At 71.1% G+C, this 13933-nt stretch carries 12 protein-coding genes; 4 read left to right on the forward strand and 8 right to left on the reverse strand.

Annotation, left to right across the window (positions count from 1 at the left end):
- The first annotated feature begins 30 nt into the window (after positions 1 to 30).
- Positions 31 to 576, forward strand: coding sequence for a type II toxin-antitoxin system PemK/MazF family toxin (locus RWN05_RS09080; protein WP_240555436.1), 546 nt, complete (start codon positions 31 to 33; stop codon positions 574 to 576).
- A gap of 19 nt (positions 577 to 595) precedes the next feature.
- On the opposite strand, the gene RWN05_RS09085 is transcribed toward RWN05_RS09080, so the two are convergent.
- From RWN05_RS09085 to RWN05_RS09100, 4 genes are all read right to left on the reverse strand, one after another.
- The gene (locus RWN05_RS09085) at positions 596 to 919 is read right to left on the reverse strand and encodes a hypothetical protein (RefSeq protein WP_064293797.1); all 324 of its coding nucleotides are present in this window, start codon (positions 917 to 919) and stop codon (positions 596 to 598) included.
- 71 nt (positions 920 to 990) lie between these two features.
- Entirely contained in the window at positions 991 to 4371 is a 3381-nt protein-coding gene (locus RWN05_RS09090) for an ATP-binding protein (RefSeq protein ID WP_079002477.1), read from the reverse strand.
- On the reverse strand, positions 4368 to 5213 hold the full coding sequence (locus RWN05_RS09095; RefSeq protein WP_079002478.1) for a DUF4194 domain-containing protein: 846 nt from the start codon (positions 5211 to 5213) through the stop codon (positions 4368 to 4370). Before RWN05_RS09095 ends, RWN05_RS09090 begins: the two co-directional genes overlap by 4 nt.
- A gap of 1 nt (position 5214) precedes the next feature.
- Positions 5215 to 6762 carry a DUF3375 domain-containing protein gene (locus RWN05_RS09100; protein WP_167620465.1) on the reverse strand — a complete coding sequence of 516 codons (1548 nt, stop codon included), beginning with the start codon at positions 6760 to 6762 and terminating at the stop codon, positions 5215 to 5217.
- Positions 6763 to 7010: 248 nt separating this feature from the next.
- Between RWN05_RS09100 and RWN05_RS09105 the strand changes: the two genes are divergently transcribed.
- Positions 7011 to 7691, forward strand: coding sequence for an alpha/beta hydrolase (locus RWN05_RS09105; protein ID WP_121291083.1), 681 nt, complete (start codon positions 7011 to 7013; stop codon positions 7689 to 7691).
- Positions 7688 to 8488, forward strand: a complete 801-nt coding sequence (locus RWN05_RS09110; RefSeq protein WP_314139327.1) for a glycosyltransferase family 2 protein — start codon at positions 7688 to 7690, stop codon at positions 8486 to 8488. Before RWN05_RS09105 ends, RWN05_RS09110 begins: the two co-directional genes overlap by 4 nt.
- A gap of 50 nt (positions 8489 to 8538) precedes the next feature.
- Here the strand turns inward: RWN05_RS09110 and RWN05_RS09115 are convergent, their stop codons facing one another.
- From RWN05_RS09115 to RWN05_RS09130, 4 genes are read right to left on the reverse strand one after another with little or no spacing between them, the layout of a single operon-like run.
- Positions 8539 to 9399, reverse strand: a complete 861-nt coding sequence (locus tag RWN05_RS09115) for a galactosyltransferase-related protein (protein ID WP_314139328.1) — start codon at positions 9397 to 9399, stop codon at positions 8539 to 8541.
- The gene (locus RWN05_RS09120; RefSeq protein ID WP_314139329.1) at positions 9396 to 10430 is read right to left on the reverse strand and encodes a glycosyltransferase; all 1035 of its coding nucleotides are present in this window, start codon (positions 10428 to 10430) and stop codon (positions 9396 to 9398) included. Before RWN05_RS09120 ends, RWN05_RS09115 begins: the two co-directional genes overlap by 4 nt.
- Entirely contained in the window at positions 10427 to 11569 is a 1143-nt protein-coding gene (locus RWN05_RS09125; protein WP_079002481.1) for a glycosyltransferase, read from the reverse strand. The genes RWN05_RS09120 and RWN05_RS09125 overlap by 4 nt, the downstream gene beginning before the upstream one ends.
- Positions 11566 to 12699 (reverse strand): hypothetical protein, encoded by a 1134-nt coding sequence (locus RWN05_RS09130; RefSeq protein ID WP_314139331.1) that lies wholly within the window; start codon positions 12697 to 12699, stop codon positions 11566 to 11568. The genes RWN05_RS09125 and RWN05_RS09130 overlap by 4 nt, the downstream gene beginning before the upstream one ends.
- A gap of 142 nt (positions 12700 to 12841) precedes the next feature.
- On the opposite strand from RWN05_RS09130, the gene RWN05_RS09135 reads away from it, so the two are divergent.
- The gene (locus RWN05_RS09135) at positions 12842 to 13924 is read left to right on the forward strand and encodes a hypothetical protein (RefSeq protein ID WP_314139333.1); all 1083 of its coding nucleotides are present in this window, start codon (positions 12842 to 12844) and stop codon (positions 13922 to 13924) included.
- Positions 13925 to 13933: the final 9 nt, after the last annotated feature.

The following is a 13933-nucleotide window of genomic DNA, read 5'->3' on the forward strand; positions in this document are numbered from 1 at the left end:
GGTGGCGGCCGCGGACGGTAGGGTGACGGCGTGTCAACCTTCACCTCGATCATCCGTCGCGTCGCGAACGCACTCCTGGGCCCCTCCACCCGCGCCGCCTCCAGTGCGGTGCGGACCGCCGGCCTCGCGACGCCACCGACCACCACCGCCGCTTCACCCGGACGCTCGGGCCGGACGGCGACGGTCGAGGTCGATCCGCGGACGGTGGGCGCCGTGTCGATCGACTACGCCCCGGCTGTCGACGGCGATCCCGACCCAGGCGAGATCGTCTGGACCTGGGTGCCGTACGAGGAGCGCGACGGACGTGGCAAGGACCGCCCGGTGCTCATCGTGGCGCGCTCGACCGGAGGCTGGGTGCTGGCGGTGCAGCTGACGAGCAAGGATCATTCGCAGGACGGTGAGTTCGTGCCGCTCGGCACCGGCGGATGGGACAGCGCCGGCCGTCCGAGTTGGGCGAACCTCGACCGCGTCTTCCGCGTGCACCCCGACGGCATGCGACGGGAAGCGGCTCAGGTCCCGCGGGATCGCTTCGCCCGAGTCGCCAACGGGCTCCGGTCGCGGTACGGGTGGCGCTGACCGAGCGGTGACCAGCCGCTCAGGCGTACCGGTCGCTCCGTCGCGGCGCTGCGTCCCACGGGACCTGCCCGTGCTCCCAGGCGTCCGCGGAGCTGGGAGTGGCCGGTGCGGCGGACCGGCGTCCACCCGGCACGGCGCGCTCCGCCTCGGCGAGCGTCGCGAACCGACCGATCAGTCGGCGGTCCTCTGACCGCGGAGCCCAGGTGACGCAGCGGAAGTAGGCCGGTGCGCCGCTCGGCGCGAAATACTTCACGAGACCGGCCGGCCGGTCGGGCACATCCCGCATCACGATCCACTCGGCCTCGCCGATGCGGATCGGCGGGGCGGCGGGCCGATCGGACATGGTTCGAACATATGTTCGAACACGCGTCGTGTCAAGTCACGCCGCGATCGATTGAGATCGACGGAACAGCGCTATCCGACGCGTTCGAGCGGCTCGGCCGGGGCCGACCGCTCGATCTCGGCGACCCAGGCGTGTCGGGTCTGCGGATCCTTCCGGATCGACAGGAGCCGGTCCATGTAGGGCTCGAGCGCCGTCACCTTGTCGAGCGGCGCACCGATGACGAGCTGGAAGCCGAGCCGCAGCCAGGCGACCACTGCGCGGCCGGCGAACTCCGAGTCCGCCTTGATGAAGCCCTCGTCCAGCAGCACCGGCGCGAACCTCGGACGTGGGCGGTCCTCGTCACCGAGCTGGTAGCGCAGGGCGGCGCCGACGATGAACGCGACGAGCTCCTGGGTCTCGCCACCGCTCTTGTCGCCGAGCGAGGAGTAGACGCTGACGTCCTGCCCCGACGTGTCGTACCGTACGGCGGTGATCTCGACGTGACGGCGCACGTCGAGCACCTGGTCGCGGGTCGACTGGGCGCCGGCGCCCGTGTCGCGCATCGACTCCATGAACCGGCGGAGCCGCTGGAACCGGGCCTCCAACTCGTCGTCGCCGAGGTTCGCGGTGACCTCGCTCGACAGGGCGCGCAGCTCGCGCCGGAAGGCGGAGGCCTCCTCGCGATGCACCCGGCGGAGGACGATCTTGAGACGATCGTGCGCCGGTCCGAACGGCAGGTCGCGCAGGATGTCGTTGACCGGGACCAGGCGGTCCTCGATCTCCTCGACGGCGCTGTCGAACGCGCTGCTGAGGGGGACCAGGTCCTCGCCGCTCCATTGGGACAGCCGGCGGCGCCACTCCTGGCGGCGCTCGGGGAGACCGGTGCCGAGGATGCCGTCGAGGATCGCCCGGTAGTCGCCGTAGGACTCGAGCGTCGTGCCGAGGTTGGGGTCGTGCCAGATCGACTGGTACTGCTCGAACACGTGCACCTGTGCGAGCGCGGCCTGCTCCGCCTGGCGGACGGCCGACGACAACTCGTCACCGAGCCGGGCGCGGAGCCGCTTCATCGCATCGCCGAACCCACCGAGTGACGGCACGCCTCCCACCGCTGCGAGGGCGGCTTCGATCCGCTCGACGTCGGCGGGGGAGACCTCCTCCACCTCGGAGCGCTCGAAGCGGTCGATGACCGTCGTCGCCGCGTCCTGCTGATCGACGAGCACCCCGTGCTCTTCGTCGAGGCGTCTGACACGGTCCTCGGCCGGGAACCGCTCCGCGTTGGCGGCGTCGAGTTCACGTTGGGCGGCCGCCACCGAGCCCTGAAGCTCCTGCAGGACGTCACTGGCGTCGAGTAGACGCTCCAGCTCGGCCGCGGCGGCGTCACGAAGCGCTGCTGCACCGGCGACGTCGATCCGGGCCCACTCGGTGTCGAGTCGGTACCGGTGGGCGGCCCGCTCGGCCTCACGACGCGACAGCCGCTGCTGGATCCCGGCCTGTCGACCGGCGATGACCTCGAGTCGCCCGCGGATGTCGGCCGTCTCCGCCTCGATCGACGCGATCCGCGCCTCATTGGTGAAGCCGAGGATCGGTGCGCCGCCCGTGTCGCCGTGAGAGCCGCGGCGGCCGTCACGCAGCTGGCCGTTCACGGTCACGCGGCGACCTCCGCCCGAGAGCTCCGACGGTGTCTCCACACACCGCGCGTCGATCCGGTCCGAGGTGACGCGCTGCTCGATCCACGTACTGAACGGGGAGGTGCGGTACGTGACGCGGCCGGAGATGAACGCGGGGTCGCCCGCGTCCGGGGAGGACGGCTCATGCAGCGGGACACCCTCGAACTGCAGGCGGACCGGGATCCGGACGGCGTCGATCGCGCGGCCGAACGCGTCGAGGTGTTCCTCGTCGACGAGGACGGTCCTCGCGAGACCGTGGAGGGTGACCTCGATCGCGGGACGCCAGGCGGCATAGGCGGGAGCGACGTCGATGAGCTCGGCCACGAACGGCAGCTGTTCGGGATCGAGTCCGGCCGCCTCGGCGAGGGCGAGCCTCGCCCGGTGGAGTCGATCGGGGACCGCGCCGTCACGGCCGCGAAGCGACTGCAGCTCACGGCGGAGCTCGGTGTTGCGCTCCTCGAGGGGGAACGCTTCGCGATGCAGCTGGGCGCGATCGGTCTCGATGGCGTCGAGCGCGGTGTCGTCGTCGGCGAGGAAGTCCTCACTGCGGCCCAGCGCACGCCGGAACGAGGCTTCATCCTCGATCGGATCGTCGAGGACCTCGGTGCGCTCGTCGAACAGCGACCTGGCTCGTGCCACCTCGGCGTGCGTCGCCTCCGCGGCCTCACGGCGTTCCTCGGCACGCCGCAGCGCGCTCCCGCCCTGCTCCGACACCTGACGCTCGAGCTCGCGGACGCGGACACCTGCGGCAGCAGCTCGTGCCCGCGCCGCTTCCAACGTGGCCCCGGCCTCGAGCTTCTCCCGCCGGTTCCTGGAGACCGCTTCGTCGAGCAATGCCTCGTGTGCGCGACTGCGCCAGACGGTGAAGGGGGTCGTGCCGTCCTCGGTGAAGCCGAGGCGCTCGAGGTCGGCCGCCGCCCGGTGCCCGTCCTCGTAGTCGCGACGCAGCTCACCGAGCCGCTCGAGCACCCGAGCCTTACGGCTCTCGGTCTCCATCGCGAGGTACGCCTCGTCGAGCGCTTCGAAGTGCGACAGCGCCCGGTCGGCCGCGTCGTACGTGCTCGGACGCTCCAGCACCATCGACTTGTACAGGCCGTCGACCGTCGGCAGGTGCTGGCCCGCCTGGATCCTGGCCAGCAGACGCATCGCCCGTCCACCGTCGCCACCGGCACCGATGCCGAGACGAGTGTGCAGCGTGTAGGACAGCTCCGCGTAGGTGTCGCGGACGACGAATCCGGGGATGCGACCCTGGAGCTCACCGGCGTCGAACCGTTTCGGCACGAACGCCTCGAGGTCCATGAGCTCGAACGGCCCGTCGACGGTCGCCATGGTCATCGACAGGTCACCGGTGCGCAGCGCACGTCGCGGGACGAGGTAGGCGCGCACGACGGTGAAGCGACGGTCGTCGTCGTTGAGGAACGTCACCGCCACGGCACCCCAGGTGAGCTGATCCGTGCCGCGCAGGTTGATGTCGCGCATCGCCCCGGTCTGCGGGTCCCGTGCCGAGTCGACCTTGCCGCGGAGATACGTGAGCAGGTTGCGCTGGTCGGGATTCCGCGCCCGTCCGACCGCCGCGTCGTTGGAGGCTCCGTTGAACGGCACGTCCGACGGCATCATGACCGCGAGATACGCGTCCATGAGCGAGCTCTTCCCGGTTCCGGAAGCGCCGGAGATGAGCGTCGCGCGGGAGGCGAAATCGACCGATCGGTACCCGTCGAACCCACCCCAGTTGATGACCTGCATCCGTTCGATGCGCCACTGCTCGACGAGGTCCAGCAGGGTGTCGGTGTCCGTGGAGCGGCTCATCGGTCGTCCTCTGCTGCTTGTGGCTGGGTCTGGTCGTCGGGGGAGTCCTGCGACTCGGCCACGGTGCCGTCGGGCTCGTCGTCCGAGTCCGCGTCGGCATCGGTTCGCGGCTGTTCGGAGGCCGGATCGACCGCTGCGGTCTGCGTCTCGAGCCACTCCAGGAGTTCCTGGAGGCGCTCGAGGGGGAGGAGCGTCTCCACCACCGACGCGATCCGGTGGCGGCGGGCGTCCTTGGTCCGCAGCAGGACGCGCGCGGTCAGCAGCTTGTCGATCGCGCGCTCGACGCGTCCGTCGTCGCGGGCGCGATCGGTGGCGTGCTCGGGCCGGAAACTCGCGACGAAGCCGAGGAGCTCGTCGTGTTCGACGATCGCGGCCCGTGCGCCGTTGGCCAGTTCGGTCCGGAGACGCGTCCGCAGGTAGACGAGCAGGATCGTCTCCTCGCGGCTGTAGCTGGTGTCGTGCAGCAGGGTCGGGAAGGGACGCCGCCCGCTCTCCGAGCCCGCCTGGCGCTTGAATGCGACCTCGGCCGAGCGGTCCACCTCGAGCTCCAGGAACAGCTCGTTGAGGCGGGACCGCAGCAGCGACTCGGACTCGAGGACCGTCCGCCACTCGGCAGGCTGGAGCGCGGGGCTGACGTAGCGGTGCTTCAGCAGAGCGACCAGCGCACGACGTTGAGCGGCGTCGAGGCGTCCCTCGTCCCCTTCGAAGAGGGCGAACGAGTCGTCATCCGGGTCGGCGACCGGCGCCTCGGCGGGTGCGAAGGCGTCGAGTCCGTCCGTCGTCAGGTCGACCGACGTCGAATCGGTCGTCGCCGTCACGGTGGGATCCGTCTCGGAGGTCATGTCATTCCGTTCCGCGCCCGGCCTGGTCGGCCGGAACAGTCGTCGTGGTCGTCGTGGCTCGCGTCAGCGCTGCGACACCGGCCTCACCCAGTGGGAAGGCCGGGAGTTCGAACCCGGTGGTCGTCCCGTCCGGACGGACCGTCTCGTAGCGACGGCGTGGTGCCTGCTCGTCGTACGTGCCCAGCTGGGTCATGAGGTGGACGAGGCCGAAGAGCTCCACAGGTCGTCGGAGTTCCGGATCGAGCGCCGAGAACGCCGCATGGGCGTCCTCGGCACCGGAGGTCACCGCATCGAGGAGTCCGGCCCGGAGCTCGTCGAGGAGCGGACCACCCTGCGACCGGAGGGTGTCGAGCGACATCGCCGCGCCGTCGATCCGTTCGACGGACGTCGCGATCGGCGGCGGTGCGACCTCGACGTCCGGATCGTAGAACCGCTCGCGCAGGTGCTCGATGTCGATGGTCTCGGGGAGGAGCGGCAGGTCGACGGAGGCGCGTGGTCCCGCGGTCCGCATCCAGATGCCGAGGCGCTGGTTCAATGCTCGCAGGGTCGTGTCGAGCTCGCGGTCCTGCACGACGTCGTGATGCACGATGTGGTCACGGAGCGTCGCGGTGAGCCGCCGACGCTGCGCGAGGACGTCGTCGATCCCCTGTCGGATGATCCCGACGGCACCCCGGAAGCCACGGAGCTCCGCGGGCCCGAGCCTGGCCGAGAAGGGGTGGTCGAGGATCGTGGAAAGGTCGCGCTTGAGGTCCTGGAGCAGATCGTCGTTGCGGAGGAGCTCGAAAGCGCCCTCGAAGGCCCGACCCTCTGCCGTCGCCGTCATCAGCTCGTCGGTGCGCCGGAGGTAGTCGTCGAGGATCTCGCCGATCGGTCGGGTGTCGTTCCGGAAGTCCTCGACGATCCGCCGGTGCATCGCGATGACCGACTCCTCGACCCGGCGGAAGTCGCTCGGGAGCTGACGGATGAGGTCGGCGATGTTGGCGTAGCCGTCCTGCATCCGGTCGTCGCTCGCCGCCACGACGGTGCCACCGGCCGCGACCCGTTCGCGTTCCGCCTGGAGCTCGGCGAGCTGCGCGTCGATACGACGCAGATGCTCGTCACGGTCCGGGTCGGCCTGCAGCGCCCATCGGCGCACCGAGTCGAGGATCATGGTCAGGCGCGACTCGCTGATGAGGGCGCGGTCGTGTGCGAGGCCGTCGACGAGCGAGACCGCTTCGAGCGCGTGCGAGGTGAGCGAGTACTGTTCCTCGCCGTCGTCGGTGCTTGTCCGGACGAGCCACTGGTCGTGCACCCACTCCCGGCAGAGGGACCGTCCGCCACCGCGTTCATCGCCGCCGGCCGGGATCCGAGCACCGCGAGCCGCGAGTTCGCCGAGGTACTCCTCGACCTGCAGATGGAAGCGGTCCGCTGCGACGAACTGGACGTCGCGGCCGAACGTGGTGCGGAAGATCGCGACCACCGCCGGTGCGGTCGGGCGACTCAGGAGCCGGATCGCGGGACGCTCCAGCGCGTCCCGGACGCGGCCGAACTCTCCGTCGATCTCTCCCACTGCACTCCTCGATCGTCCGGGCACACGAACACCCCGAGGCCACCGCAGCTGCCAGATTATCAGCGCACCGCACCCGTGGTGAGCCACGCCGAGCATCGTCGGTCCCGATCAGCCCGGGTCCGGTCCGGCCGCTGTCAAGGTCCAGGGTGAGGCCGGATGGTCCGGTTACGGTGAGGACATGGGAAGAGAGCGACGCCCCGGGGTCCTGCGGGGAGACGGTTGAGCCACGCGGACGGTGACCGCCGGTGATCCGTTCAGCGCTGCGGACGCTCGGGTGGTGGGCGCGCGATTACGCCTACGCACTCGTCTGGCAGGCCCGGGCCTTCGTCAGCAGAACCGACCCGCACGACTTCCTGTCCGGCGACCGGTCACCGATCGTCGTCCTCCCGGGCGTCTACGAGACCTGGCGGTTCCTCGAGCCGCTCATCCGCCGACTCCACGACGACGGGCACCCGGTGCACGTGATCGACCCGCTCGGACGCAACGACCGCTCGGTTCCGGTGGCGGCACGACTCGTCGCCGACTACCTCGAGGCGAACGGGCTCGGCGACGTCGTCCTCCTCGCGCACAGCAAGGGCGGGCTCGTCGGCAAGTACGTCATGTCGCTCGGCGGCGGCGGAGCCCGGATCTCGGGGATGCTCGCCGTCGCGGCGCCGTTCGCCGGATCGCGGTACGCGAGGCTCATGCTCCTCCCGAGCCTCCGCATCTTCACCCCCGACGACCCGACGATCCTCGCGCTCTCCCGCGAGGCGACCGTCAATCCGAGGATCGTCTCCGTCTACGGGCGCTTCGATCCGCACATCCCGGGCGGCAGCCGACTCGACGGCGCCAAGAACGTGGAACTCGACACCGGCGGTCACTTCCGGATCCTCGCCCACCCACGGGTGTTCGCGGAGGCACAACTGCTGGCGGATGGGCGAGACGCATGACGGTCGAGGCACACGAGACCGCAGTCCACCCGCCCATGACCGTGGACGTGGTCGTTCCGGTGAAGGACGACGCCGCGCTCCTGCGCCGCTGTCTGCGCTCCCTGCGCGCGCAGCACACCGGACCCGCATCGATCATCGTCGTCGACAACGGCAGCCGCGATCGCGCCGAGGTCGCGGCCATCGCCGAGCGGTATAGCGCGGTCCTCATCGATGAGCCGATGCCCGGCATACCCGCGGCGAACGCAGCCGGCTTCGACCACGCGACGGCGACGGTCGTCGCGAGACTCGACGCGGACTGCGTGCCGCCGCCGGACTGGTTGACCCGGATCACCGAGGCGTTCACGACGGACCCGGAGCTGGAGGCGCTCACCGGCCCCGCCGTCTTCATCGACGGTCCCCGCCCGCTCCGAGCACCGCTCGCCGGCCTCTACCTCGGGGCGTACCGGCTCTTCGTCGGGGCCGCCCTCGCCCAGGTCCCGATCTTCGGGTCCAACTGCGCGATCCGACGCGAGACGTGGGAGCAGATCGCCGAGACGGTGCACCGCGAGGATGCGGAACTGCACGACGATCTGGACGTGTCGGCCCACCTGGGTCTGCACCGACGCGTGCGCTACGACCGGTCGCTCAAAATGGGGATCTCGATGCGTCCGTTCACCGATGCCGGTTCACTCGCCCTCCGGATGCGTCGCGGCTGGACCACCCTGCGTGTGCACTGGCCGGAGGATCTGCCCGCCGTCCGATGGCTCCAGCGCAGCACACGACTGCGCAGCGGTCCACCGGGTGCGATTCGTCGCTGACGAGTGACGCCCGGGCAGTGGCCGATGAGACGGCACTGTCCCGTCGATCGTTATGCGCCGGAGCCCGTCGCCATCGCGCTGGTGGTCGCGGTCGGCTGAACGCGGACCCAGTCCTCACCCACCCGCCGCACGGCGCCGGCCTGAGCGAACGCCTCCAGCCAACCGCTCATCGGCCAGGTTCCCCACCGGTCGGCGAACCGCGCGCCGTTCCGGAGGATGTCGTCGAAGTGCTGCCAGGGCGGGCGCTGCGTCTCGTGGTGTTGGTGGTAGGCGTGCGCGCCTCCGACCCACACGAGTGGTGTCCCCGCCGCGCTCAGGGCGAACGCGAAGTCTGTGTCCTCACCGCCATAGCCTTCGTAGCCCTCGTCGAACCCTCCGGTCCGGGACCACGTCGACGCAGTCGTCGCGAACGACAAGGACCAGAACAGCGGGTACTCGTCCTCGGAGGCGACACGCTCCGCGCCGTCCTCCGGGTTCGGTCTCGCGGCATGTGGAGCCGTCGCCACCGCCAACGCGTGGTGGTCGGCGACGTCCACGCCGGGCTGCAGATAGGTCACCGGTCCGCAGAGGATGGCCCCCGGATGGCGAGCTGACGCTTCGCGGTACCGGTCGAGCAGTGCGGGCCCGGGGACGCAGTCCGCGTCGAGGAACACGATGAGGTCGGCACCGCGCTCGACGGCCAGCGCGGCACCGAGGTTCCGACCTGCCGCGAGACGGAGCCCGTCGGGCCCCGGTGGGAGGTGGACCGTCAGCTCCGCCTCGAGAGCCGGTGGTGCGTCGTCGCCGATCCACACGACGAGTCGCTCCACCACGTCACCCGACGTCGGTATGAACGCCCTGACGGCCTCGAGCTGCCGTTCGAGGTGCCCGAGTCGTGGGCGCGAGCACAGGGTCACGATCGACGTCCTCATCGCCCACCCCCTACAGGATCGCCGGCCGCGACCGCCTCGATCGCCTCAGCTGCCCGTCGGGCGGCGCCCGCCACCTGCCAACGAGACCAGTCGGGGTCGAGCTCCGCAGCCCGGTCGAGGACGGCCGGCCAGTCCGCAGCGTCGGGCCAGGACGCCCGCACGACCGCCAGCTCGTTGGCTTCAAGTGCACGGGCGGTGGACACCTGCTCGTCGAACGGGCGTTCCTGTGGGACCACGACGGCCGTGACGCCGGCCGCGGCGAGATCGGCGATCGCGTTCTGACCGGCCCACGACACCACCACCTCCGCCCGGCAGAGCGCGTCCCACGGGTCGTCGGACCAGACAGACCCGGCACCGGTGCCGAGCGAGGTCCAATCGCGACCGCTGGCGCGTACGGCTTCCTCCACGGCATCCCGTGACACCGCGGAACCCCCGGCACCGGCGAGGAGGAGCACCCCGCTGTGCCCGGCTTCCGCGGACGTCCGCTCCCGTCCCTCGAAGCGACTGATGCCGCCGGTGTACACCACCTTGTCCTGCACGGGACGCAGGTGCTCCAGCTGCAGCACACCCTGAGGCCATGGGGCGATGATCGTCGACGCCGCACGGAAGGCAAGCGCGTGCGGCTCGTCGTCGCGATGGCCCGGCTGTGCCATGACGACGGTGGGGACACCGAGCAGGCGTGCGAGGAGCACCACCTCGACGGAGACGTCCACCACCATCGTGTCCATCTGCTGCTGCGCGAGAGCGGCGGCGATGGTCGCAAGACGAGCACGGTGACCGGCATGGCCGAGTGGCGCCCAGTGCAGCAGCCCCTCCGCGGTCGGATCGCAGTCGTCCGGGGGAGACGCGCCGTCCGGCACGTCGTCATCCCGGTCGAGCACCACCCAGGAACAGTTCGAGGGGAGTCCCACCGGAGCCGGGAACGAGCTGAAGCAGACGATGTCGGCGTCGAGGTGGGGTGCGACGGCGAGCAGACGCGTCACGTGCCCCCGTCCGTGGTGGTGCACGTACCAACCGATGCGCGGCCTCACGAGCTGAACTCGTCCACGCGACCGGAACCGAGCACGGGCGAGTCGCCGAGGAGCGCCGCGAAGTGCTCCTCGAGCCGGCCCACCCTGGCGTCGAGCGAGAACCGGGCGAGGGCGGATGCCCGGATCGAGGCGCGGAACCCTCGGTCCAGCTCCGACTGCCGGATCAACCCGTCCACGCGGTCCGCCATGGCGGCCAGGTCTCCTGGCTCGACGACCTGCATCCCGACGCTGGCCTGGGCGATTTCGGGCACACCTCCGACGGCGAAACTGACCACCGGTGTCCCGGTCATCAGCGCCTCCGGCGCGACGAGACCGAACGGCTCGGCCCACGCCGGCGTCGAGACCGCTGCCGCGCTCCGTCCGACGAGCGTGGCGAGTCGCGCCGGGTCGAGCGGCCCGACATGTCGGACGTCGCGTCCCAGCAGCGGCGACAGCACGCGCTCGGCGTACACCGGATCACCCACGCGACCGGCGATGACGAGCCGGCGACCGAGTCGGCGGGCGACGTCGACCGCGAGGTGCGGGGCCTTCTCCGCGACGACCCGTCCGAACCACACGAGGTCCTCGCCGCCTCGGCCGGCCCGCCAGGCATCCGGATCGATGCCGTTCAGGAGCACCTCGGATTCGACACCGGCCGCCGCCCAGGTGCGCTTCGTGAACTCGCTCACCGCCAGGAACCGGCTGCCGTCGGAACCGGCCAGGCTCGCGGCAGCGGCTACGGCCTCGTCGACCGGTGTGTGCAGGGTGGTGATCATGGGGACGCCCAGCTCGGGCGCCAGTTCCACCGGCAGCGCGTCCAGGCAGTGGTTGGAGACTACGTCGTATCGCCCTGGCCGAGCGGCGATCGCCTCGAGCGCACGGCGCAATGCCGGGACGGATCGGGTCATGTGGCCCGGGGGATACCGCTCGTCGTCGGGGGAGGACCAGCGCGGCCACCGTAGTTCCGGTAGTTCGAAGACGCTGCCGCGCTCGACGAAGTCGGACCCGCGGACGCCGATGAACGTCACCTCGTGGCCTCGTGCGCGGAGCGCGGTGACCTCCGACCACACGGCGGATTCGAGCCCGCCGGCGTGTGGACGACGGATGGGGAAGCGCAGCGGGGCGATGACGACGACGCGCAGTCGTGGACCGGCCGTCACGAGGCGTGCTCGGAGATGACTCGGCGGTACAGCCCGGCGTGCGCTGCTGCGCCGACGGCGTCGTCGACGACGCGACGGGCGCGGCGCTCGGCGACGGTGGCGCTCCGACCGGCGGAACCGGCTCGGGTCGCGCCATCCGCTTCGAGGAGCTCGCCGACGGCACGCTCGAGTGATGCTCCGTCCCCGAGGTCGTACGCGGAGACCGTGTCGTCGGGATGCTGCTCGAGGTACGCTCCGATCCCGGACGGGACGGCGACGGACACGCCGAGATCCCAGCAGAGTTCGAGCCAGCCGGAATGCGTGCCGTGCCGGTAGGGGAGCAGGCAGACGTCCAGGCGGCTGAGCGCGATGGCGAGTCCGAGGTCGTCGAGACGCTCGTGCTCGATGAGGAGCGCCGCTTCCGATCTGCCGACAAGCCGTCGGACGGTGTCGCGGGCCTCCGGATCGCGGACCACGTGGTGCATCCGGATCTCTGCGACGACGTCCGCTCCACGGCGACGCAGGCGTTCGACCGCGTCGATGAGGGTGGTGACGACACCGACCGCGTCCACATTGGGGCGCAGGTCCTTCAGATGCACGCCGACCCGAAACCCGGCCGACGGCAGCACGAGCGGGACGTCGACGTCGTCCGAGAGGAGCGACGGATGAGCGATGACCATCGCCTCGCGACCCCAGCGTTCCCGGATCCCCTCGGCGGCGCCGGGGGTCAGCGTGACCAGCGCGTCGGCGCCGCGGACGAGCTCGTCGAGCTGCGCCCCGTACGCCCCCTGGTGCTCGAGCTGCGGGTGCTCGAGGTCGTGCACCGTGTAGACGACCGACCAGCCGACCTCGTGCGCGGCCTCGAGGCACGCGGTCACGTGTCCGGGTGGGAACGACTCCGTGCCGAAGTGGATGTGCAGGAGATCGGCATCGCCGGCGTGGTCGCGGATCCAGCTCGGATCGAGGGCCACGGGGGGCCACCAGACGCCCGATGGCGCTCCCTCGACCGGCGGATCGTCCAGGACGTCGATCTCGGGTGAGGCGGAGACCCGGCCGACGTAGGGGTGCGCGGCCGGGATCGAGACGACACGGATCGGGCGAGACGTCGGGTCGGCGACTCGAGCGGTGGGGTGCGTCGCGGTCGGCTGCATGGCGGGATCCCCTGTACGGATGCGGGCGCGAGACGCGCGGACGGGTCGGCGCGATGCGCGCGCCGTCCTCCGAACATAGGTCCGATGACGAGAGTGCCCGCGACCCTTGACGCAGGCCCCCCACTGCACCACCATGACGCAGGTGATCGCAGCCCCACCCCGTCTCCTCATGATCGGCCCACAGCACCACGGCGTCGTCCAGTACGCGATCGACGTCGCCGACGCCGTAATCACCACGGACCCTCGCGCGGAACGCTTGGACGCCCCGACCCCGTCCCACGCCGTGCACCTGCTCGACGGCGTGGGCCGAGCACACGTCCACGTCACCGACCGCCTGTTCGGCCGGTCGCCCGAGGAGGCGGCGGACGCCGTCGAGCGCCTCGCAGACGCCACCGAGTTGACGGTCACCCTCCACGACGTCCCGCAGACCTCGGACGGCAGGATGCTGGACCGCCGCATCGCCGCCTACGCACGGTTCATCGCAGCCGCCCACGCGACGGCCGTCAACAGCAGGCACGAGCAGGCGCTCGCCGAGGAGTTCCTCGGTGTCAGTGCCTCGGTCGTTCCATACGCCATCCCGCTCGGCTCCCGGATCGCATCCGCTCCGGCCACCGTGGACGATGCGTCGCAGCGCGGAGTGTCCCGTCCGCTCACTGTCCTCATCGCCGGGTTCATCTACCCGGGAAAGGGCCACGCAGCGGCGATCCAGGCGGCATCGAGAGCGGCGGAGGATCTCCGTGCCACCGGTCACCCGATCGCCGACGTCGTCGTCCGTGCCATCGGCGCCCCCTCGGCCGGCCATGAGGACGACGTGCTCGACCTCGAGGCGGAAGCACGCGCCGCCGAGGTCTCGTTCGAGGTGACCGGATACCTCGACGATGCGGCGTTCGCCGCGCAGATCTCGCTTCCTGGCATACCGCTCGCCGCGCACGGCCATGTCTCTGCGTCGCGCTCGATGCTCGACTGGGTCGAGGCAGGCCGCCGGCCGCTCGTCGTCGACTCGCGCTACGCGGCGGAGATGGAGCAGTTGCGGCCGGAGACGATGGTCCGCTACGACCCGTCGACGCTGCACACCGAGTTGGCCGCGGCCTGGCTGGATCCCTCCCGGACGCGCCTGCCCGCCGGTCGTAGCCTCCGCCCCGCGCTGCCGGACACCGCGAGCGCGTACCTCGACTGGTGGGGCGCGACGGCCGGTACCGGTCGGCACCGCCCGCCGACGCTCTAGCACGCTCGC

This window comes from uncultured Plantibacter sp., assembly GCF_963518075.1.
Classification (GTDB): Bacteria; Actinomycetota; Actinomycetes; order Actinomycetales; family Microbacteriaceae; genus Plantibacter; species Plantibacter flavus_A.